The sequence below is a fragment of the Georgenia yuyongxinii genome (assembly GCF_006352065.1).
Taxonomy (GTDB): Bacteria; Actinomycetota; Actinomycetes; order Actinomycetales; family Actinomycetaceae; genus Georgenia; species Georgenia yuyongxinii.
In genome coordinates this window covers 1,149,069-1,170,225 of the sequence record NZ_CP040915.1, presented here as the reverse complement: position 1 = coordinate 1,170,225, position 21,157 = coordinate 1,149,069, and the positions used below count along the sequence as shown (strand labels likewise).

The window sequence follows — 21,157 nt, the reverse complement described above, 5'->3', positions numbered from 1 at the left end:
GCGGTCGTGCCCGCTCGGTGCCGGCTCACGAGCAGGCCGCGCCGGTCGCTGTGTGGCCGGCGACACCGCCGTGGAGGTCAGACCCCTCGGTCGATGCGGGCGATCGGCGCACCCTGGAGCACGGACTCGTCCTCACCGACGAGGAGATGGACCGTCCCTGCCGCGGGTGCGGCGACCTCCGCGTCGACCTTGTCGACCTGGACCTCGGCGAGGAGCTGGCCCTCGACGACCTGATCACCGTCCGCCACGTACCAGGTGGCGAGGACACCCTCGGTGTCGGGCTTGGCCTCGCTGAGCGGTGGGAACGGCACCTCCGTCATCCGAGGACCTTCCGGATCGCCGCCTCGATACGTTCCGGCCTGGGCAGGACCGCATACTCGAGGTCGTGGGCGTACGGGATCGGCACGTCCGGCACCGCCACACGCTGGACCGGCGCCTTGAGCAGCGTCGGGTCCTCGTCGGTGATCGTCGCGGACACCTCCGCGGACAGCCCGTACGACAGGTAGTCCTCGTCGACGACGACGAGCCGGCCGGTCTTGCCCACCGACTCGAGGATCGCCTGCCGGTCGAGCGGGACGACCGAGCGCAGGTCGACCACCTCCGCGCTGATGCCCTCGGCGTCGAGCTTCTCGGCGACGTCGAGGGCGTGGTGGACCGACAACGACAAAGTCACGACCGTGACGTCGCTGCCTTCCTTCGCGGTGCGGGCCTTGCCGATGGGGACGACGTACTCACCTTCGGGGACGACGTCCACGGACCGGCGGTTCTTCGCCATCCACGGCAGGCCCATGACGCCCTTGTGGAACATGTAGACCACCGGGGAGTCGTCCCGGATCGCCGAGGTCATCAGGCCCTTCGCGTCGGCAGGGGTGGCTGGGACGACGACCTTCATCCCGGGCAGGTGCCCGAACGTGCCCCACAGCGTCTGGGAATGCTGGCCGCCGTCGGAGTAGCCGCCCCCGACGGCCGTCGTCAGCACCATGGGAACTTTGACGTTGCCCCCGGAGAAGTAGTTGATCTTCGCCATGTGGTTGTAGATCTGGTCCAGGCAGACGCCCATGAAGTCGGCGAACATCAGCTCCACGATCGGCCGCATGCCCTCGGTCGCGGCACCGATGCCCAGCCCGATGAACGCCGTCTCGGAGATGGGCGTGTCGATGACCCGGTCCTTGCCGAACCGCTCCTGCAGGCCGGTGGTCGAGGAGAAGATGCCGCCGTAGGGGCCGACGTCCTCCCCGAGGTAGACGACGGACGGATCCGCCTCCATCTCCTGAGCGATGGCCTCGATCATGGCCTTGGACGTGTTGAGCCTGCGGCTGGTGGCCTTGGCCGTGGTGGTGTCGGTGAGGGTCATCTCAAGCCTCCTCGGCGAAGACGTACTTCATGACGTCGGCGGGTGGGGGGATCGGACTGTCCTTGGCGAAGGCGATGGCGCCCTCGACCTTCGCGCTCGCCTCGGCGCGGATCTGCTGGACGGCGGCGTCGTCGAGGATCTCGGCCTCGCGCAGCCGCTTCTCGTAGCGCGGGATCGGGTCGAGGCCGGCCACGGAGCCGAGATCCGGGCGGTAGCCCTGGGCGTCGCCCTCGAAGTGGCCCCACAGGCGCAGGGTGCGCACCTCGATGAGACTCGGGCCCTCCCCCGCCCGGGCGCGTTCCACGGCGCGGCCGGCCGCGGCATGGACGGCTTCGACGTCGTTGTCCTCGACGAGCTCGCCGGGGATGCCGTACGCGGCGGCGCGCACGTCGTTCGACGGCACGGACGTGGACGCGGAGCGCGGCACGGAGATGCCCCACTCGTTGTCCTCGACGACGAAGACGACGGGCAGCTTCCACAGAGCGGCGAGGTTGAGGGACTCGTGAAAGGCGCCCTGGTTGGCGGCGCCCTCACCGGTGACAGCGACGGCGACCGCGTTGCCCTCGCGCCGCTTGAACGCGAACGCGGCGCCGAGAGCGGGTGGCAGCCCTTCGGCGACGATGCCGGAGCAGGAGAAGTGCACGGCGGGGTCGAACAGGTGCATGTGGCCCCCGCGGCCCCGGCCCAGGCCGGTCTCCCGGCCGAAGATCTCCGCGGTCATCTTCGCCAGGTCCACCCCGTGGGCGACGGCGAGGTGGTGCGGCCGGTGCGTAGCGGTCACGGCGTCGTCGCCGGTGAGGTGGGCGCAGACACCCGCGGCCACGGGCTCCTGGCCGGCCGACAGGTGCATCTCGCCCGGGATCAGGCCCTTGCCGATGTCGAAGCCGGGCCCCTTGTCGGCGTGGTACTCGCGGAGGATCGCCTCCTCGAACGTGCGGGACAAGACCATCGTTGCGTACAGGTCCTTGCGCACCTCCTCCGGCAGGTACTTCCCCGGCGCGTTCGCCTCGGCCGCCTCGGGCACGGGCGGCGGCTGCGACAACGATGTCGACATGATGCCTCCAAGCAGGTAGGTGGTGATCACACTCTGCGTCGGGGCGGCGGGCCTGGCAACGGCCGATATTTCAGATGGTGACAATGCGCGGTACGAACGGCGGGCCGCTCAGCGGCGTGCGGCGAGCGCGAGGAGCGTGGCGGCGCGCCGCAGGTGGTCGGTGCTGGCAAGCACCTCCTTCGCCCGGCCGACGGGGGCCGACACGGCGACCGCCGCGGTGACGTCGGCACTGGGCAGGGCCGCCGCCGCGCACACGGTCCCGACGGCATACTCCTCGCGGTCGACCATCACGCCGTCGCCGGCCGCCAGCTCACTGAGCAGAGCGCGGCGCGTGGTGAGCGTGCGTGGGGTGAGGTCGTTCATCGGGTGCGCCGCGAGGTAGGCACGCCGCCCCTCCTCCGGCAGGGCCGCAAGAACCGCCTTGCCCAGCGCTGTGGCGTGGGCGGCTTCGTGCAGGCCGACCCACAGGTCGGTGCGCGGTGCCCCCGGACTGTCGTAGATCTCCGCGATGTGCACCTCGCCGTCGTCCAGCACGGCGAGGTAGGCGGCGGCGCCGAGGTCGTCGTGGAGCTGGCCGAGCACCTGCCGGGTGCGACCGGGACCGATAGGGCTGTGCCGGGCGCTCGCGAGGCTGTCCACCCGGTCACCGAGAGCGAACCCATCGTCGGTGCGGACGACGTACCCCTCGTGGGCGAGGGTCCGCAGCAGGTGGTAGGTCGTGCCCAGCGCCAGCCCGGTGCGATGGGCGAGCAGCTTTGCGGGCACAGGGCCGCTCGCCTCGCCGACCGCGTCGAGCAACCGCAGGGCGCGGACGACCGAGTTGATGAGGGTGGGCTGCGTCGCCAACAGGACCTCCTGCCCCGAAGCGTACGTCGCGACCGCGCCCGCCGGGGCGGGACAGGGGGACGTACCCCCGGGGTCAGAAGCCCGGCAGGCCCATGGGGTCGAGGCTGCGCCCGTTCTTCCACACCTCGAAGTGCACGTGGCAGCCGGTGACGTTGCCGGTCTGCCCGGTGTTCCCGATGACCTGCCCCTGGGAGACCTGCTGACCCGTACGCACCGCGAATCGGGAGAGGTGGTTGTACACCGTCACGTAGGAGCTGCCGCCGAGGTAGCCGTGGTTGACGATCACCTGGTTGCCGTGCGTGCCGTTCGGGTGCGGCTTCACGGCCGAGACCGTCCCGCCGGCGGCCGCGTACTGAGGGTTGCCGCAGGCCGAGCGCAGGTCGACACCCAGGTGCATCCAGTACCCGCCGGTGATGGGGTACCAGCGCATGCCGTAGCCCGAGGTCACGAACAGCGGGTTCGGCACCGGCGGGATGAGCAGGGTGCCGCCGGAGGCCTGAGGGGCCGGCGGCGCCGGCGCGGCCCGGCCGGCACGCGCGGCCGCCGCTGCCTCCTCGGCTGCCTTGCGCTTGCGCTCCTCCTCGGCCCTGCGGTTCGCCTCGTCGATCGCGGCGATCTCGGCGCCGAGCTGGTCGTTCTCGGCCTGGAGCCCGGCGATCTGCCCGGACACGTCGTCCTTCTGGCCCTCCAGGGCGGCGGCCAGGGTGGCCATCTCGGACTCGAGCTCCCGGATCTGGGCCGCGTGCTGCTCAGCGGCGGCGCGAGCCTCGTCCGCGGCGGCGACGGCGAGGTCCGCCTCGGCCTTCAGCTCGCCGATGCGCACCGTGACGGCGTCCTGCCGGGTGCGCTGGTTCTCGGCGACGGCGGCCATGGTCTCGAGCTCGTCGAGCACCTGAGTCTGGGCGCGCACCGCGGTCTCGCGCACCGCGTAGCCCTGGAGGAACTCCTCGGTGGAGGCGGAGTCGAGCACCACCTCGACCGTGCTGACGGTGTTCTCGCCGCGGTAGGTGCTGCGCGCGAGCTCGCCCATGGCCGAGCGGGTGGCGGCGATCTTCTCCCCACCCTCGGCGATGGCCGCCTCGAGCGAGCGGGCCTCCTCCTCCGCGACCGCGAGCCGTCCGGAGACCTGCTCCTGCTCACGCTCCGCCGCGGCCAGCTCGGCCCGGGCCTGGGCGAGCGCGGCCTCGGCGCCGGGCAGCGCGGCGCGGGCGTCCTCGAGCGCGATATGTGTCTCGACGAGGCTCTGGTCGAGTCCCTCCATGTCGGACTGGAGCTTCTCGCGCCGCTGGGCGTTCTCCTGCTGCTGGCGCACGAGGTCGTCGCGGGAGTCGGCCTGCGCCAGGCTCGCGGGGCCGACGAGGCTCAGGCAGACCAGCAGCGCGAGGGCGGCGCGGCGCAGGATCGGCCGGCGGGCGGTAGGGCGCAGCATCGGCCGGCGGCGGGCGGTGGGGCGGGCGGGAGCTGTCACGGTCGGCCCCTCACACCCTCGTGTACCGGCCGAGGCTCACCACGGAGCTGATCCCGGCGAGCAGGATGGCGGCGAGCACGAGGAACGGGGCGATGACGAGCACGTCTCCGGTCCCCACGAACTGCACCCACGGCGTCGTGCCGGCGAGCCAGTCCTGGACCAGGTAGCGCACGCCGAGGAGCAGCCCACCGACGGAGAGCACCGCCCCGACCAGCGCGGCGACGGCGCCCTCGACCATGAACGGCAGCTGGATGAACAGGTTCGAGGCGCCGACCAGGCGCATGATGCCGGTCTCGCGCCGCCGGGACATGGCCGAGAGCTTGATCGTGGTGGTGATGAGCAGCACCGCGGTCACGATCATGACGCCGGCCAGGCCCAGGGAGAGCAGGGTGGCGCTGTTGAGGATGTTGAACAGCGGCTCGAGCTGTTCGCGCTGGTCCACGACGATCTCGACGCCGGGGCGCCCCTCCAGCTCGTCGGCGACGATCTGGTACTGCTCGGGGTCGATGAGCTTGACGCGGTAGGAGACCTGCATCTGGTCCACCGTGAGCGACTGCGCCCAGACGGTATCCGCCATCTGCTCCTGGAACGCGGCGAACGCCTCGTCCTTGGACTCCAGGTAGACCTCGTTGACGTAGGGCTCGAGCGCAGGTGAGGCGAGGAGCGCACCGATGTCGTCGATCTGTTCCTGGCTGGCCTCCCCGGCGGCGCAGCCCGGCTGGGCGGAGCCCTCCGGGCACATGAAGGCGGAGACCTCGACCTTGTCGTACCAGTCGTTCTTGAGGTTGTCGATCTGCATCTGGAGCAGCGCGGCCGCCCCGACGAACGTCAGGGAGACGAACGTGACCAGGGCGACCGAGATGGTCATCGCCAGGTTGCGGGAAAGACCCTGGCCGACCTGGGACAGGATGAACCGAAGTCGCACGTGCCCGCCCCTACCGTGCCGCGCCGTAGACGCCGCGGGACTGGTCGCGCACCATGACCCCGCCGGCGAGCTCGACCACGCGCTTGCGCATCTGGTCGACGATCTCGTCGTCGTGGGTGGCCATGATGATCGTGGTGCCGGTGCGGTTGATCCGGTCGAGCAGACGCATGATGCCGATCGAGGTGGTGGGGTCGAGGTTGCCGGTGGGCTCGTCCGCCATGAGCAGCTGGGGACGGTTGACCATGGCGCGGGCGATGGCCACGCGCTGCTGCTCGCCACCGGAGAGCTCGTGCGGCAGGCGCTTCTCCTTGCCTTCCAGCCCCACGAGCTCGAGGGTCTCCGGGACGGTGGTGAGGATGTGGTGGCGCGGCTTGCCTATCACCTGCAGGGCGATGGCGACGTTGTCGAAGACGGTCTTCTTGGGCAGCAGCCGGAAGTCCTGGAAGACCGTGCCGATGCGACGGCGCAGGTGCGGCACCTTCCAGCGGGAGACCTGGGCGAGGTCACGCCCCAGGGCGTACACCTTCCCGGCCGTGGGGCGCTCCTCGCGCAGCGCCAGGCGCAGGAAGGTCGACTTGCCCGAGCCGGACGAACCGACCAGGAAGACGAACTCGCCGCGCTCGACCTCCATGCTGATCTCGTCCAGCGCCGGCCGGGCGCCACGAGCGTAGACCTTGGAGACCTTCTCGAATCTGATCACGTTGGGGGTGGCCAGTCTCGACGGTGGGGGAAGCGGTGCTCTGGCCTGCTTCGAGACTAGGCACGACCGGCCGTCGGCCCGGCGCAGACACGCCGCGCCGCCGCTTGAACGACGGCGGGACCCCGGTCACACGAGGGGCGGGACCCCGGTCACACGTCGGCGGTCTGCTGCTGCTGGCTCTTGCGCCAGCGGACGCCGGCGTCGATGAAGTCGTCGATCTCGCCGTCGAACACGGCGGACGGGTTGCCCGACTCGTGCTCGGTGCGCAGGTCCTTGACCATCTGGTACGGCTGGAGCACGTAGGAGCGCATCTGGTCGCCCCACGAGGCCTTGACGTCGCCGGCCATCGCCTTCTTCGTGGCGTTCTCCTCCTGCTGGCGCACCAGCAGCAGGCGCGACTGCAGCACGCGCAGCGCGGCGGCACGGTTCTGGATCTGGGACTTCTCGTTCTGCATCGACACCACGATCCCGGTGGGGATGTGTGTCATGCGCACGGCGGAGTCGGTGGTGTTCACGGACTGCCCGCCCGGGCCGGAGGACCGGAAGACGTCGACCTTGATCTCGTGCTCGGGGATGTCGACGTGGTCGGTCTGCTCGATCAGCGGGATGACCTCCACGGCGGCGAAGGAGGTCTGACGCCGGCCCTGGTTGTCGAACGGAGAGATCCGCACGAGGCGGTGCGTGCCGGCCTCGACCGAGAGGGTGCCGAAGGCGTAGGGGGCCTTGACCTCGAAGGTGACCGACTTCAGGCCGGCCTCCTCCGCGTAGGAGGTGTCGAGTACCGCCGTCGGGTAGCCGTGCCGCTCGGCCCAGCGCAGGTACATGCGCAGCAGCATCTCGGCGAAGTCGGCGGCGTCCACGCCGCCCGCGCCGGCCCGGATGGAGATGACTGCCTCGCGCTGGTCGTACTCGCCGGCCAGCAGCGTGCGGACCTCGAGCTCGCTGAGGGCCTTGCGGATGGCGGTGAGCTCGGCCTCGGCGTCGGTCAGGAACGCGTCCGCGTCGGCGCCCTCCTCCTCCTGGCCCAGCTCGACGAGGGCCTCGAGGTCGTCGATGCGCTCACCCATCTTCTCGACGCGCTCGAGCTCAGACTGGGCGTGGGAGAGCCGGGAGGTGACCGCCTGGGCCGCCTCTGGGTCGTCCCACAGGTTCGGCGCGGCGGCCTGCTCGGAGAGCTCGGCGATCGTGGCGCGCAGCGCCTCCGGGTCCGTCACGGCCCGGATGGACTCGAACGTGCTGCGGAGGTGCTGGATCTCGAGCGAGAAGTCGGTGGCCACGAACGTCAAGGTTACGGGATGCGGCCGGCCGCGGCGCCGTGGTTCTGCCCACCGGCCTCAAGGTGACGGCGGAACCACGCCACGGCGAGCCGGCCCGCCACCTCCAGGGTGCCCGGTTCCTCGAACAGGTGCGTCGCGCCAGGCACCGTGGTCAGCTCGCTGGGGCAGGTCAGTCCCGCGCGGGCCTGCCGGTTCAGCGCGAGGACCTCTGTGTCGCGGGCGCCGACGATGAGGAGTGTGGGTGCCCGCACGGCCGGCAGGCGCTCCTCCGCCAGGTCGGGTCGCCCGCCGCGGGAGACGACGGCGCGCAGCCGGGCGGGATGCTCGGCCGCGGCCCACAGGGCGGCGCCGGCCCCGGTGCTGGCGCCGAAGTAGCCCAGCGTCAGCTCGGCGAGCTCGGGACGGGTGGCGGCCCACCTCGTGGCGTCGAGCAGCCTCCCGGCGAGCAGCGGGATGTCGAAGACCCGGGCGCGGTCGCCTGCCTCGGCCGGCGTGAGCAGGTCGAGCAGTGCGGTGGCGAGCCCGGCGCCCTGGAGCATCCGCGCCACCTGCGCGTTGCGCGGGCTGAGCCGGCTGCTGCCGGAACCGTGGGCGAAGAGCACGAGCCCCGCGGCACCGTCAGGCACGGTGAGGAGGGCGGGCAGCAGCCCGGCGGAGGTCTCGACCGACTCCTCGGTGGTGCCCCCGCCGTCCGCGGTACCGGCCCCGCCGGTGTCGGCCGCACCGCCGGTGTCGACCGCCTGGCCGGTGCCGGCAGCCCGGCGGGTGCGGGCGGCGTCGAGGAGCTCACGGACGACGGCGTCGTCGACCTGGCGGAAGTCGTCGTACCAGGCACCGACGGCGTAGAGCTCGTCAGGCACGAGCAGGCACACGATGTCGTCGACGAGCGGACGCAGCGCCTCGAGGGAGTCCGCGGCGGCGACCGGGACGGCCAGGACGACCCGGGCGGCACCGCGGGCCCGCAGCACCGCCACGGCCGCGCGGGCGGTCGCGCCGGTGGCGATGCCGTCGTCGACCAGCACGACCGTGCGCCCGTGCACGTCGGCACCGCCGTCGCCGCGCCAAGCCCTGAGGCGCCGAGCCACCTCGTCGCGCTCCCGTGCGGTCACCGCCGCGACCTCTGGCTCGCTCACCTGCGCGACGATGCGCGGGTTGACCACGACCGTCCCGTCCTCGCCGACGGCGCCCATCGCCACCTCGGGCTGCCACGGCACCCCGAGCTTGCGGACGACGACGACGTCGAGTGGTGCGTCCAGCGCCCGGGCGATCTCCGCAGCGACGGGAACCCCGCCGCGGGGCAGACCTGCCACCACCACGTCGCCGAGGCGGGCGCCGGTGAGTTCCTCCGCGAGCCTGCGCCCGGCCGCGACGCGGTCGACGAACCTGCTGTCCGTGCGTCGCATGGCACCTCCAGCATGCGCCCGCCCGGCCGGGGACGCCAGCGACGGCTGGTCAGCCCAGCGCGACGAGCGCGCCGACCGCGAAGGCTGCGGCGACCAGCCACAGCCAGGTGGGCAGGGCGATGAGGAGACGGCGCACGGTGCCTCCTTCATGTGGCGACGACGTCGCCGTCGCGGATCTCGACCGGGACGACGGGCAGCGGACGGGTCGCCGGCCCACCGACCACCGCGCCGGTGGCGGCGTCGAACCGGCTGCCGTGGCACGGGCAGGTGATCACGCCGTCGGCCACGGTGGCGACGGTGCAGCCCTGGTGGGTGCACACGGCGGAGAAGGCGTGGATGTCGCCGTCGCGCGTGACTACGACCCGTGGACCGCTCAGCACCACCCCCCCGCCCGCCGGGACGTCCGCGACCGGGACGAGGAGCCGGCCGGGTGTGGCCGGCTCGGGCCCGTACGCGTTGGCCCGCGCGCCCGGGGCCAGCGGCTCGCCCGCCCCGCTGCGGCGCGCCACGACGAAGCCGGCGACGCCCGCGGCCGCGGCGAGGACCAGGCCGCGCAGCGCGGAGCGGCGGGTCAGGGGCGGGACGGGCATCGCTACGTCCTCGGGACGCCGGGCCGGGTGAAGAACCACAGCGCGGAGGTGAGCCAGAGCAGCACGAGCAGCGCCAGCACGGTCCCGCCGAGCACGGGGAGCGTCCAGCCGGGCAGGCGGCGCAGCCGTAGGCCGAGCATCTTGGTCGCGAAGGCACCGTAGAACAGGGAGCCGGCAAGGCCGTGCACCACGACGCGTGGGCTGGTGGCCGCGAACCCGAGCGACCACAGGCAGTGCACTGCCACCGGCAGGGTCAGCACGAACGCGGCCGTGCCGCTGTAGCGGTGCGTGAGCGCCAGGGCGGCGCGGCTTCGGCGCGCGCCCGGCAGGCGGCCCCACATCCCGAGCGCGGTGACGAGCTGGACCACCAGCAGGACGGCCGCCGCGGTGGTCAGCCACGCCTTCATCTGCAGCATGCCCGAGAAGCCGAGGGTGAAGAGCGGGCGCTCCGCCGGAGTGTGGACACCGGCGTAGACACCCACGGCGACGGCGACTCCCGCGCCGAGGGCGAGCGCGGCCACGAGGCCGGCCCGGTTGATCGGGCGCCCGGCCCGGGTTGTGCCAGCGGTCGTGCTCACGTGCGCCTCCTACGCCTGCCTCCGATGGTCCTCCGCCGCCGCCGCGAGGACAACGGCGCACGGGCCGGCGCCGTGGTGCCTACGCTCCTGTCCATGTCGACGCCGACGCCCCGGCCCGTCGAGGACGACCCACCCGAGGAGGAGCTATGCCGACCACGATCGCCGTGACCGGGGAGTTCGAGGTGCGCCGGGCCGCCGAGCGCGGGACCGTGCGGCTCTCGCTGGGGTTCGAGGGACCGTCCCGGGAGGACGTCGTGGAGCGCTGCGCGCGGCTGCACGCCGAGATCGGCGAGGGGCTCTCCGCGCGGCACGACCCCGCGGACGGCCCTGTGACGGAGTGGTCGAGCGACCAGCTCCGCGTCTGGGGCGAACGTCCCTGGAACCAGGAGGGCACACAGCTCCCGGTCGTGTTCCACGCCGCCGCCGGTGCCAGCGCCACGTTCGCGGACGTCACGGCGCTGTCCGCCTGGCTCACCGAGGTCTCGCTCGTCGACGGCGTGACGGTCGAGGGCGTCACCTGGGACCTGACCGAGCAGACCCGGGCCGCGGTCACCGAGGAGGCCCGCCGGGGCGCCGTCGCCGCGGCGGTGCACAAGGCCGGCGTCTACGCGGCCGCGGTGGGCCTGGCGGACGTGCGGGTGACGGCGGTCGCCGACCCCGGGCTCCTCGCCGACGGCGGCCCGCCCGTCCCGCGCGAGAAGGAGGTGCGGATGGCGGCGTTCGCGATGGAGGCTGCCCCCGGCCTGGACCTGCGGCCTGCGGAGATCACGGTCGACGCGCTGGTCCACGCCCGGTTCGACGCCGGGTGACCCCGGACGCCGTCGCCCGGTGGCTCAGAACGGCTCGAGGTTGGCCGCGACCTGGATCATCTGCTCGAGCACCGCGAGCGTGGCCGCCCGCGGCTCGGTGCGGGTGGCGCGGTGGCGGATGAACAGGTGCCGGTTGCCGAGCCCGGGCAGCCCCACCCACTGGACGTTCTCGGGCAGCTGCCGGCGCAGCGCCAGCTGCGGCACGAGCGCCACACCCAGCCCGGCGGCGACCATGGCGAGCGACACGTCGAAGTCCTGGTAGCGGTGCGCGGTGCGGGGCGTGAACGACAGCTCGGTGGCCAGCCGGCGCAGCGCTCGGTCCGACGCACCCCCCGGCTCGGGGGCGAGCCACGTGGCCCCCGCCAGGTCCAGCAACGAGCTCGGCGTGGGATCGCTCGCCGGCAGCGCGATCATCCACGGCTCGTCGAGGAACGGGACGTCCCGGGTGCCCTGGGGCGCGGCGGTCGGGGCGGTGAGGTCGTGCTCGATGACCAGCAGGTCCAGCTCGCCGCGCCGCAGGGCCCGGCGTCCGTGCTCCTCGGCCAGCTCGTGCACGAAGAGGTCCACGCCGGGCAGCGTCTGCTCGAGCTCGGCGAGGAGCGGCACCAGCACCGCGCGGATCGCCGTCTGGAAGGCGCCGACCACCACGACGCCGGAGATGTCGCCCTCGAGAGCCGCAAGCGCCCGGCGGGCCTCCCCCACCTCGCTCTCGATGCGTTCGGCCGTCTCGGCCAGCAGCCGACCCGCCGCGGTGAGGGTGGCCCCGGTGGGCTGCCGGTCGAGCACCTTCACACCCGCCTCGGACTCCAGACGCGCAATTTGCTGAGACACGGCAGAAGCACTCAGACGTAACGAGTCCGCCGCGGCCAGGACACCTCCAGACCTGCTGACGGCCAACAGAAAACCAAGCCTGCGTGGGTCGATGTCCATGAAGCAGAACTGTATACCTCATCAGGAATCGTTCGATTGATCTTCACCCCGGAACCCGTCAGGATTCGTTACGTGAATGACCTGGCCGCAACTGCTATCGCCGTCCTCGGATGGGCGGGCGCCCTTGTCTCCCTGGTGACGTACATCATGGTGACCCGGCAGCGCCTGGCGACCGACACGGTGCGCTACCAGGTCCTCAACATGACCGGCGCAGCGTTGCTGAGCGTCAGTGCGCTGGCGAACGGGGCGCTGCCCTCCGCGGTCGTCAACGTCATCTGGGTTGGCATCGGCGTGATGGCCGTGCTGGCGATGAAGCGGGCCTTCCTCGCGCGCCGGCTCTCCGCCGGGGCGCAGCGGCAGCGTGAGCTCGCCCGCGCCGGGCGAGCCCGTCTCGTGGCCGAGCGCGAGCGGTGGACGGCGCTGGCGACGCGACGCTCCGCCGGTTCGGGTCACCTCGCGCACGCCCGCCCGGGTCAGTTCCGCCGTCGGCCGCGCCAGCCGGGCTCGTCCCGGCCCGCCGGCCGCCGGCTGGAGCGGACCGCGCACCGCTGGTCGACGACGCCGGTCGCGTAACCGCCCGACGACCGGTTCGAGCCAGATCTCGAGCACGCCCGCCGGCGCGGCCGCCGGTGACGCCCTGGTCACGCGCCGGTCACGCCGGGGCGGCTACGCTCCGGGCGCCGTGGCGCGCTCTCCGGGCGTCGCGGTGCGCTCGACCCACGGGGGTGGACATGCCGCCCGAGGACCCCTCGGTCACCACGGTGCGGCTGCTCGTGCGCCTCGGCGCCGACCGGGCCGCCGGCGCCATCCCCATCCCCGGCCCCGACGCGGCGGCCGTCCGGACCCTGACCACCCGGGCGTTGGGCACGCTTGACGAGGCGGGCCGGCCGTGGCGGGTCGAGCCGCTCACCGACGGCGCCGGGCCCCTCGCGGCGTACTGGGTGGTCTCGGGCGCGGTGCCCGCGCTGACCGCCTACGACGCCTCCCGCACCGCCTACGACCTCGCCGCCCGGCTCGCGGCCGTGACCGGCGCCGACGTCGAGCCGGACGTGCCGTCGAGCGCGTTCGGGCCCGAGTCGTGGACGGCGGCGGGGTCGCTCTCGGCCTCGGGTGAGGAGTCCTTCACCGACTCGGCGGCGCACCTGCCGGGCTCGGAGCCGCCGACGTGGGCGGTGGACGCCGTCCGCGCCCGGGACGCCTGGGCGCTGGCGCCGCCGGCCGACGGGCGCAGCCGGGGCGACGGCGCGGTGGTCGCCTCGATCGACACCGGCTACACCGACCATCCCGAGGTCGCCGGCATGTACGACCTCACCAAGGACTGGGACGCCATCGCCGGCGACGACGACGCGCGCGACCCGCTCGAGCGCCCGTGGTACCTGCCGTTCACCACGCCTGGGCACGGCACGGCGTCCTCGAGCGTGATCGGCAGCCGCGAGACACGGACCATCCTGGGCGTGGCGCCGCTGTGCACGGTAGTGCCCGTGCGCGCGGTGCGCAGCGTGGTGCAGGTGCTCGACGGCGACGTCGCCCGCGCGGTGGAGGAGGCCCGGCGCCGCGGCTGCCAGGTGATCTCGATGTCGCTGGGCGGGCGGGGGTTCTTCGGCCTGCAGGAGGCCATCCGGGCCGCGGTGGCGGGCGGGATGGTGGTGATGGCGGCGGCCGGCAACAAGGTGGGGGTGGTGGTGGCGCCGGCGTCGTACCCGGAATGCCTCGCCGTGGCGGCGACGAACGCGGACAGCCGCCCCTGGGAGGGGTCCTCCCACGGGCCGCTGGTGGACATCAGCGCCCCGGGCGAGAGCGTGTGGGTGGCGGCGGTGGACCGCACCTCCGGGTCGCCGACCTATCTGGAGCGGCGCGCCAGCGGGACCTCCTACGCGGTCGCGTGCCTGGCCGGGGTGGCCGCCCTGTGGATCGCGCACCACGGGCACGAGGCGATCGTGGCCCGGTACGGGCGCGCCCACGTGCAGGCGGCGTTCCTCGCCCTGCTGCGCAGCCACGGGCACCGGGTGCCGCCCGGCTGGGACACATGGCCGGTGGCCGGCAACTACGGGGTGGGCATCGTCGACGCTGCCGCTCTGCTGGAAGCGGGTCTGCCGCCGCTCGTCGAGCCGGAGGTGGCCTGGGCCGGCTCGGCCGGGGACGCCGTCGGGCGCCTTCAGGCGGTGCTCGCCGACCTCGACCGCGACCAGGTGCGCACCGGCGTGGCACGGCTCCTGGGGGTCTCCCCTGCCGATGTCGACGCGCTGCCGGCCACGGCCGTGAGCGAGCTGGTCTACCGCCTCGGCGAGGAGGACGCACTGCGCGCCGCGGTGGTCGGGCCCGAGATCGCCGGGCGGGAGGTGGCCGTGCCCCCCGACGGTCGGGCGCTCCTCGCCCACACCTCTTCCCGGGCGCTGCTTGCCGTGCCCGCTGCCGTTCCCGACCACCGGCCACCGCCGAAGGAGATGCCGTGAGCAACGCGATCATCAAGCAGCAGGGCCCGGGCGCCGTCGTCGCGGACAACATCTGGCACCTCAAGCTGGGCGCGGCACCCTTCGCGCTCGGCCTGCTCGCCGGGGTGGTCGGCACGGTGCTGGCGCGCCGTTCGGCGGCGCAGGCTTCCGGCGCGCGGTCCGCACGGGCCCCCACGCCGTCGGGCTGGCCGGTGAACTTCGCGCACCGGGGCGGGCGGAAGATCGTGCCCGAGAACACCCTGGAGGGCTTCCACGAGGCGCTGGCCGGCCGGGAGGCGGTCCTCGAGCTCGACGCGCACACCAGCGCGGACGGCGTCGTCGTGGTGATCCACGACGAAACCGTCGACCGCACCACCGACGGCACCGGCCCGGTGGCCCGCAAGACCTTCGCCGAGCTGCAGCGGCTCGACGCCGGCTACCGCTTCACGCCCGACGGCGGCGCGACCTTCCCGTGGCGCGGCCGCGGGGTCACCATCGCCACCCTTGAGGCCTTCTACCGGGAGTTCCCGGACCGGAACATCAACATCGAGCTCAAGCCCACCCGGCCGGGGACCGAGGAGGCGGTCTGGCGCGTCATTGAGACGGCCGGCGGGCAGGCCCGCACGCTCGTCGTCACCGACGACGGCGCCTCCATCAAGCGTTTCCGCGCCGCCTCCGGTGGCTCGGTGGCGACGGCGGCGGCGGTCGCGGAGTTCGTCCAGTTCTGGCTCCTGAGCAAGGTGCGCCTGGCCCGCCTCTACCGGGCCCCGTTCCAGGCCCTGCAGCCGCCGGACGCGTACAAGGGCTTCCGGATCGTCACGCCGAGCCTGATCCGCCAGGCCCATGCGGCGGGGTTGCGCGTGGACGTGTGGACCATCGACGACGAGGACGACATGCGGCGCCTGCTGGCCTGGGGCGTCGACGGCATCATGACGGACCACCCAGACGTGCTGGCCCGGGTACTCGAGGAGGCGTGATGGAACGCAGCTACACCGTTCTGCGGGACCTGAGCCGGGCCCGCACCCAAGAGCCGTTCGGCGGGGAGGCCGCCCCGCTCGACGTTCTCGACGTCCCGCCCGAGCCGCGGGTCGACGTGGTCGAGCTGGACAAACGCGAGGTCCGCGACGTCGCCCGCGACCCCGAGGTCCGGGCGGTGGCGCCGGTGATGCCCACCGCGCTGGTGCGGCCCGTCGGCGACGACGAGGCGGGCGGCGACGGCGGTGCCGGCGCCCCGGCGGGCGGCGACCCAGGCGGCGCCGAGGCGGCCGGCGCCACCTGGGGCGTGACCGCGGTGGGCGCGGACGTCTCGGCGCGCACCGGCGCGGGCACCGTCGTGGCGGTGCTCGACACCGGCATCGACGCCACCCATGCCGCCTTCGCCGGCGTGACCCTGGTGGAGGAGGACTTCTCCGGCTCGGGCACCGGTGACCGGCAGGGGCACGGCACCCACTGCGCAGGCACCGTGCTGGGACGGGACGTGGACGGCACCCGCATCGGGGTCGCCCGCGGCGTGACCAGCGCCCTGATCGGCAAGGTGCTCGGCGACGACGGCGGCGGCGAGTCGGACATGCTCTTCCGCGGCATGCAGTGGGCGGTCCAGCAGGGCGCCCAGGTCATCTCCATGTCGCTCGGCTTCGACTTCCCCGGACTGGTCAAGCAGCTGACCACCCAAGGTTGGCCCGTCGAGCTCGCGACGTCCTCCGCACTGGAGGCCTATCGGGCCAACCTTCGGGTCTTCGACGCGCTCATGCAGCTCTTTCGAGGCCAGGCGGCCTTCGGCGGGGGGACGGTCGTCGTCGCCGCGGCGGGCAACGAGAGCAAACGCCGCGTCGACCCCGCGTTCGAGATCGGTGTCTCCATCCCCGCGGCCGCCGAGGGCGTGATCTCCACCGGGGCGCTCGGCCAGTCTCCGGCCGGGCTGACCATCGCGCCCTTCTCCAACACCTTTCCGCAGGTCGCCGCGCCGGGCGTCGGCGTCGTCTCGGCAAAGGCCGGCGGCGGGCTGGTCAGCCTGAACGGCACCTCCATGGCCACCCCGCACGTGGCCGGGGTCACGGCGCTGTGGTGGGAGGAGATCATGGCGTCGCCCCTGCCACCGATGGCCACCGTGGTGGTGTCCCGGCTGCTCGCCACCGCCGACCTGTCCGCGCTCGCGCCGGACGTCGACGTCGCCGACCGGGGCGTCGGGCTCGTCCGGTCGCCGTGAGGTGCCCGTCCGGCGGCGGTGGCCGGCGGTTGGGCGCCGCTACCGGCCCGGTCCGAACTCGAGACGAACGCTGGAGTTGTCGGGGAGCACGATCAGCCGGCCGTGCCCTGGTGACCAGTCCCCGGTGAGGAGGAAGTGCTTGCCGCCGGACTGGTCGAGGAGGAACAGACCGTCGTACCGGAACCGGTGCGCGGCCTCGGCGTCCGCCAGCACCGACTCCGTGAGGTCGGCACCGGCGAGGTCCAGGCGCTGGTCGCTGTAGAGGGTGACGGCCGCGAGCGTGCGGTCGACGTCGTCCTTGATGTCCTCGGCGCGCGCGCCACCCACGGCCCATGCGACGCGCTCGGTCATCCAGAACATCGCGACGGCCGCCAGCGCGGTGAGCACGACGACGGCGACCAACGGCATCGCCTGTGTGCGCCCGTGAATGCGGGCGCCTAGCGCCTGGGCGTACCAGGTGCCGAACACCGCGATGGCGAACCAGAACGGCAACCAGAACACGCCCACCGGCTCGCGCCAGACGAGCTGCGGCACACCGACCACGAGCGGGACCAACCAGCTGAACCGCAGGACGGCGACGACCCTTCGCGCGGTGCGCGGACGGGTCACCAGCCGCCCATGGGCCCACAGTCCGAGCAGGGCGAGCAGCAGGAGCGCGACGGCGGGCAGCAGCACGATGTCGACGCTGCGCAGCACGTAGTCCTGGCTGGACAGGCCGAAGATGCTCGCGTCGGCGCCGAACCGCTCCGCCATCTCCGCCGTGCGGCGCCAGCCGAAGTACACCAGCAGCGCCGTGACGAGGGCGACCAAGGAGGCCAGCTGGGTGACGACCTTGAGGACCTCCGAGATCCGCTGCTCACGAGCCGGTGGCGTGCCTGCGGCGGGTGGAACCGAGGGCGGATCTGCAGTGGTTCCCGCGTGACCGGATCCCACGGGGTCCGCCGTCGACGGGTGACCACGTGGCGTCCCGGCCCCCGGGGAAGGGGCGTCGCGCTCTGTCCCATCAGCCCGCGCCACTGTCCGCTTCGCCGTCCCCGCCACTCGTGGCTTCCGGACCGCCCGGATCGGTGCCGTCTCCGGGGTCCCCGCCGTCGCCCGGATCGGTGCCGTCTCCGGGGTCCCCGCCGTCGCCCGGATCGGTGCCGTCTCCGGGGTCCCCGCCGTCGCCCGGATCGGTGCCGTCACCGGTGTCACCGCCGTCCCCGGCGCCGGGCTCGAATGTGAAGGTCGCCCGGCCGAGCTGCCACTCGTTGGGGTCCACGCCGACGAGAACCTCGGCCGTCGCCGCACCGCTGGGGGCCGGCATGGTGACGGTGACCTGCCTCTGGCCCAGCTCGACGAAGTCCTGCTGCACGTTGCCGCCGCCGAGGTCCACGATCACGGTGGTCACAAACTCCAAGTGGTCGCCGGTGATGGTCACCGGCGTCCCGGCCGGTCCACTCGTCGGGGAGATCGTGATGTCGGTGGGGCACGGCGGGCGGCCCTCGCCGGCATCGGGCCGAAGAACGATCTGGCTCCCGGGACTCGCCGCATACGCCGCGAGGAGCCGATCGAGAGCACCCAGGACACCGACGTCCAGGCAGCCCTCACTGCCGTCGGCGAGGGCGGCGCGTTGCGCCACCGCGCTCTCCCACAGCTGGGCACTGCCCGTCTGGGCGGCCAGACAGGCCGTCGCCGCGGCCTTGACCGCCGACCTGGTGCCCGCCAGGCTCAGCGCTTCGCCGCACCGCAGCTCGGAGAGCGCGAGGTACGAGGCGCCTTCGCCCTCTGGGCCGGGGGGCGCCCCGGCGCCGAGGTCCGCGATCCAGGCCAGCACGTTCCGGCCGCCGGTCTGGGGCGCTGGCCCGTCTGTGTCGTTGCCGGGCGGCGTTTGGGTCGCAGTCGAGCCCTCGGTGGGAGTGCCGTCCTCTGACGTAGCGGTCTCGCCGGCCGCTGACGTGTCCAGACCCGGCTGCGGGCTGTCGCCGCCCGGCACGCTGCACGAGGCGACCGCCAGGGCGAGTGCCGCCGCGAGCAGTGCCCGCCCGACAGGAATTCCGGCCCTCGCGAGCGTCATCGCGGTCCACCCCCGAGGATCGTGCGCTGCGGCCCGTTACCGGTGCGTCATCGGCGCGTGACCGTCGCGTGAGCGCGGCTGGACCGGGCGTGAAGACCTCAGCTGCTGTGGGACGCGCAGGCCGTGGTGTGCGTCGGGCCGCACACCAGCATGCGGAACCTCAGCCGGCCCGGGCCGTCGAGGTCACCCGCAGGGTGATGCCCTCGCTCCACGGCACGATCGGCCACGGGACCAGGGGCGGCCGCGCCAGCGCGACGAGCGTGACCTCCGCGGTCACGCCGTCGGGGGTGCCGGTGGGTTCTGCCACCCGCAGGGCCTCGAAGTTCGCCGCGCCGGAGGCCGGCGCGAGCAGGTGGTCACGCACGGCCGCCCGGACCGTGGCGGTGGTGAGCGGCACCCGGGTCGCACCCGCTGCCTCACCGCCGAGCAGGCCTTGGTAGTACGCAGCCTCGTCGACGGCGTCGGCCGCGTCCGCGGCGACCGTGTCCGCGAGCGCCAGCAGGCGTTTGCGCTCGATGTGCACCGCGGAGGCGCTCGCGACCACCAGCACGAGCGTGAGCACGAGCGCACCGAACGCCAGGGTGAGCAGCAGGATCCGGCCTTTCTCGTCGCTCGTCCCCGTGGCGATGCGATGGCCGGGGCGGTCGACGTCGCCCCCCCGCCGTGCGGCCGTACGCCAGCTCACGGCACCTCCCGGAACTCCGGCATCATCACGAGATGCCCGGCGGCGATCGGCACCTCCGCCGGCACGGCCTGGCGCAGGAAGTCCGGTACGAGCGGCAGGGCGACGACGGTGGCCACCTCGACGTGGACCTCGGCGCCTGGCGTCAGACACGGCACGGCCGCACAGCTGACCCGCAGCGCCTGGCCGCCGTCGACGTCGAACCCCTGGTCGGCGAAGGCGAGCTCGACCGCGCGCTCGGCCCGGGCGAGGCCGGCCTCCAGCGTCTCGGCCTGAGCGACGATCCGGCCCACCTCGCGGGCGGCTCCCTCCGCGGCGAACGTGGCCGCCTGGACCCGGGACAGGGTGAGCACCAGGTACACGATCGGCACGAGGAGCAGCAGGCTGACCCCGAGGAACTCCACCACGGCGCTGCCACGCTCGTTCCGGCCCACCGACCTCACGGGGTGCCGTCCAGGGCCGGCTCGACGACCGCGTGCCCTTCGACGGTGACCACACCGGTGGGCCCGAGCAGACCGAGGACGGGCAGTGGCGCGTTGACGACCACCTCGATCACCTCGCCGGCGCCGTCCGGGACGACATGGGCCGAGACGTCCCGGGCATAGCCGGGTGAGAGCGTCAGGCCGATGAGCTCGCGCGTGCGGGCGACGCCGTCCGCCGGGGTCGATCCCTGCAGGGCGCCATGCCGAGCTCCCTCGGAGGCGGAGTCGATCAGCGTGTTGCGCACGTGCAGAGCGAGGACCAGCTGGATCAGCGCGACGACGATCGTGACGACGAGGACGGACACCAGGACGAACTCCACGATCGCGGACCCGGACTCGCGCCCGGGTTGGGTCAGAAGTTCAGCACCCGGTTCATCGCCGTGCTGAAGACGTTCTCCAGCGCGGGACCGGCCAGCGCCCAGATCGCGATGACGAGCCCGGCTGTCATGAGGGTGACCAGCACCCAGCCGGGGACGTCGCCGCGCTCCCGGTCTGCCCGCCGGGGCCAGGCGAAGTGGGTGGCGATCAGGATTCTCAGGGTGGTCCACATGGGGCGCTGCTCCTTGCTCGGGGTGGTGGCGGGCAGGACGGGGTCGGCGCGGAGGCGCGGGTGGGCTCACAGGCCCACCCGCAGGACGGCCAGCCCAGGGAAGATCGCGAAGAGGACCGTGATCGGCAGCACGAGGAAGACAACCGGGACCATCATGGCCATCTCCTTCTTCCCGCCCGTCTCCATGAGCTCGCGCCGAGAGCTCTCGCGGGCGTCTTGCGCCTGGGCGCGCAGCACGTCGCCGAGCGGCGTGCCCCGCTCGAGCGCGACGGCGACCCCCTCGGCGAACCGGGCGACGGCGGGAGCGTCGGTGCGCGCGGCCATCCGCTCGAAGGCCAGGGCGAGCGGGATGCCCGAGCGGGCGTCGGCCAGGGTGTGCCTCACCTCGTCGGTGAGGGCGCCCCGGGTCGAGCGCACGATCCGCTCGAGCGCCCCGACCGGCCCCTCCCCGGCGCCGACGGCGAGGGCGAGCAGCTCGGCGACGTCCGGGAGCTGGGCACGCATCCGCTCCTGACGGCGACGCACGGCGCGGGTGAGCATCTGGTCGCGGGCCGCCGCGCCGCCGACGTGCACATCACCACCCCGAGCAGCAGCGGGAGGAGGGGCGCCCCGCGCACGACCCCGAGCGTGAGCGCCCCGAACAGCCCGACCGCCAGCCCGACGGCCGACCACAGCAGCTGCTCCATGCGGAACTGGTCGTGACTCATTCGCCCGCCCTCGAGCTGGAGCCGACGGCGGATGCTGGCCGACGTCGAGCCGAGACGTTCCAGCAGCCCGCCCAGGTCGTTCAGCCAGGGGGTCAGCAGCCGCTCGAG

24 protein-coding genes are annotated in these 21,157 nt (G+C 73.5%); 5 read left to right on the top strand and 19 right to left on the bottom strand.

Features of this window, described 5'->3' with window-relative positions; all coding sequences use genetic code 11:
* Window positions 1-77: 77 nt before the first annotated feature.
* The 11 genes from FE374_RS05280 to FE374_RS05230 all read right to left on the bottom strand — a co-directional run bounded on the left by FE374_RS05280 (window position 78) and on the right by FE374_RS05230 (window position 10,195).
* Window positions 78-320: a biotin/lipoyl-containing protein gene (locus tag FE374_RS05280; RefSeq protein ID WP_139927563.1), complete on the bottom strand. Its 243-nt coding sequence runs from the start codon at window positions 318-320 to the stop codon at window positions 78-80.
* Complete coding sequence (locus FE374_RS05275) at window positions 317-1,354, bottom strand: alpha-ketoacid dehydrogenase subunit beta (protein ID WP_139927562.1); 1,038 nt, start codon at window positions 1,352-1,354, stop codon at window positions 317-319. Before FE374_RS05275 ends, FE374_RS05280 begins: the two co-directional genes overlap by 4 nt.
* A gap of 1 nt (window position 1,355) precedes the next feature.
* Entirely contained in the window at window positions 1,356-2,339 is a 984-nt protein-coding gene (locus tag FE374_RS05270) for a thiamine pyrophosphate-dependent dehydrogenase E1 component subunit alpha (protein WP_456319095.1), read from the bottom strand.
* Window positions 2,340-2,516: 177 nt separating this feature from the next.
* The gene (locus tag FE374_RS05265; protein ID WP_139927560.1) at window positions 2,517-3,254 is read right to left on the bottom strand and encodes an IclR family transcriptional regulator; all 738 of its coding nucleotides are present in this window, start codon (window positions 3,252-3,254) and stop codon (window positions 2,517-2,519) included.
* Between the two features lie 73 nt (window positions 3,255-3,327).
* Complete coding sequence (locus FE374_RS05260) at window positions 3,328-4,722, bottom strand: M23 family metallopeptidase (RefSeq protein WP_223173649.1); 1,395 nt, start codon at window positions 4,720-4,722, stop codon at window positions 3,328-3,330.
* Between the two features lie 10 nt (window positions 4,723-4,732).
* Complete coding sequence (gene ftsX, locus FE374_RS05255; RefSeq protein WP_139927559.1) at window positions 4,733-5,647, bottom strand: permease-like cell division protein FtsX; 915 nt, start codon at window positions 5,645-5,647, stop codon at window positions 4,733-4,735.
* Window positions 5,648-5,657: 10 nt separating this feature from the next.
* Window positions 5,658-6,347 carry a cell division ATP-binding protein FtsE gene (gene ftsE / locus FE374_RS05250; RefSeq protein WP_139927558.1) on the bottom strand — a complete coding sequence of 230 codons (690 nt, stop codon included), beginning with the start codon at window positions 6,345-6,347 and terminating at the stop codon, window positions 5,658-5,660.
* Window positions 6,348-6,496: 149 nt separating this feature from the next.
* Window positions 6,497-7,624, bottom strand: a complete 1,128-nt coding sequence (gene prfB / locus FE374_RS05245) for a peptide chain release factor 2 (RefSeq protein ID WP_139927557.1) — start codon at window positions 7,622-7,624, stop codon at window positions 6,497-6,499.
* 11 nt (window positions 7,625-7,635) lie between these two features.
* Window positions 7,636-9,027, bottom strand: coding sequence for a phosphoribosyltransferase family protein (locus FE374_RS05240; protein ID WP_139927556.1), 1,392 nt, complete (start codon window positions 9,025-9,027; stop codon window positions 7,636-7,638).
* Between the two features lie 146 nt (window positions 9,028-9,173).
* Window positions 9,174-9,617, bottom strand: a complete 444-nt coding sequence (locus FE374_RS05235; protein WP_139927555.1) for a Rieske (2Fe-2S) protein — start codon at window positions 9,615-9,617, stop codon at window positions 9,174-9,176.
* Between the two features lie 2 nt (window positions 9,618-9,619).
* A complete protein-coding gene (locus FE374_RS05230) occupies window positions 9,620-10,195 on the bottom strand; it encodes a DUF6529 family protein (protein WP_230978467.1) in 576 nt (191 codons plus the stop codon).
* Between the two features lie 146 nt (window positions 10,196-10,341).
* On the opposite strand from FE374_RS05230, the gene FE374_RS05225 reads away from it, so the two are divergent.
* Window positions 10,342-11,004, top strand: a complete 663-nt coding sequence (locus FE374_RS05225) for an SIMPL domain-containing protein (RefSeq protein ID WP_139927554.1) — start codon at window positions 10,342-10,344, stop codon at window positions 11,002-11,004.
* A gap of 24 nt (window positions 11,005-11,028) precedes the next feature.
* On the opposite strand, the gene FE374_RS05220 is transcribed toward FE374_RS05225, so the two are convergent.
* Window positions 11,029-11,934 carry a LysR family transcriptional regulator gene (locus FE374_RS05220; RefSeq protein ID WP_139927553.1) on the bottom strand — a complete coding sequence of 302 codons (906 nt, stop codon included), beginning with the start codon at window positions 11,932-11,934 and terminating at the stop codon, window positions 11,029-11,031.
* A 72-nt stretch (window positions 11,935-12,006) separates the two neighbouring features.
* Between FE374_RS05220 and FE374_RS05215 the strand changes: the two genes are divergently transcribed.
* The 4 genes from FE374_RS05215 to FE374_RS05200 all read left to right on the top strand — a co-directional run bounded on the left by FE374_RS05215 (window position 12,007) and on the right by FE374_RS05200 (window position 16,572).
* Window positions 12,007-12,507 (top strand): CBU_0592 family membrane protein, encoded by a 501-nt coding sequence (locus tag FE374_RS05215; protein ID WP_139927552.1) that lies wholly within the window; start codon window positions 12,007-12,009, stop codon window positions 12,505-12,507.
* Between the two features lie 158 nt (window positions 12,508-12,665).
* Entirely contained in the window at window positions 12,666-14,387 is a 1,722-nt protein-coding gene (locus tag FE374_RS05210; protein WP_139927551.1) for a S8 family peptidase, read from the top strand.
* Complete coding sequence (locus FE374_RS05205; RefSeq protein WP_139927550.1) at window positions 14,384-15,343, top strand: glycerophosphodiester phosphodiesterase; 960 nt, start codon at window positions 14,384-14,386, stop codon at window positions 15,341-15,343. Before FE374_RS05210 ends, FE374_RS05205 begins: the two co-directional genes overlap by 4 nt.
* Window positions 15,343-16,572 carry a S8 family peptidase gene (locus FE374_RS05200; RefSeq protein WP_139927549.1) on the top strand — a complete coding sequence of 410 codons (1,230 nt, stop codon included), beginning with the start codon at window positions 15,343-15,345 and terminating at the stop codon, window positions 16,570-16,572. The genes FE374_RS05205 and FE374_RS05200 overlap by 1 nt, the downstream gene beginning before the upstream one ends.
* A gap of 39 nt (window positions 16,573-16,611) precedes the next feature.
* Here the strand turns inward: FE374_RS05200 and FE374_RS05195 are convergent, their stop codons facing one another.
* The 7 genes from FE374_RS05195 to FE374_RS20170 form a co-directional block, all read right to left on the bottom strand.
* Window positions 16,612-17,382, bottom strand: coding sequence for a hypothetical protein (locus FE374_RS05195; protein ID WP_139927548.1), 771 nt, complete (start codon window positions 17,380-17,382; stop codon window positions 16,612-16,614).
* Window positions 17,383-17,575: 193 nt separating this feature from the next.
* Window positions 17,576-18,628: an IPT/TIG domain-containing protein gene (locus FE374_RS19360; RefSeq protein WP_179957348.1), complete on the bottom strand. Its 1,053-nt coding sequence runs from the start codon at window positions 18,626-18,628 to the stop codon at window positions 17,576-17,578.
* A gap of 160 nt (window positions 18,629-18,788) precedes the next feature.
* Window positions 18,789-19,313 carry a hypothetical protein gene (locus FE374_RS05185; protein WP_230978466.1) on the bottom strand — a complete coding sequence of 175 codons (525 nt, stop codon included), beginning with the start codon at window positions 19,311-19,313 and terminating at the stop codon, window positions 18,789-18,791.
* Window positions 19,310-19,744, bottom strand: coding sequence for a pilus assembly protein (locus tag FE374_RS05180; protein ID WP_230978465.1), 435 nt, complete (start codon window positions 19,742-19,744; stop codon window positions 19,310-19,312). The genes FE374_RS05185 and FE374_RS05180 overlap by 4 nt, the downstream gene beginning before the upstream one ends.
* A 5-nt stretch (window positions 19,745-19,749) precedes the next feature.
* On the bottom strand, window positions 19,750-20,112 hold the full coding sequence (locus FE374_RS05175; protein WP_230978464.1) for a TadE/TadG family type IV pilus assembly protein: 363 nt from the start codon (window positions 20,110-20,112) through the stop codon (window positions 19,750-19,752).
* A 32-nt stretch (window positions 20,113-20,144) separates the two neighbouring features.
* Window positions 20,145-20,342: a hypothetical protein gene (locus FE374_RS05170; RefSeq protein ID WP_139927546.1), complete on the bottom strand. Its 198-nt coding sequence runs from the start codon at window positions 20,340-20,342 to the stop codon at window positions 20,145-20,147.
* 66 nt (window positions 20,343-20,408) lie between these two features.
* Window positions 20,409-20,915: a type II secretion system F family protein gene (locus FE374_RS20170; RefSeq protein WP_330998439.1), complete on the bottom strand. Its 507-nt coding sequence runs from the start codon at window positions 20,913-20,915 to the stop codon at window positions 20,409-20,411.
* Window positions 20,916-21,157: the final 242 nt, after the last annotated feature.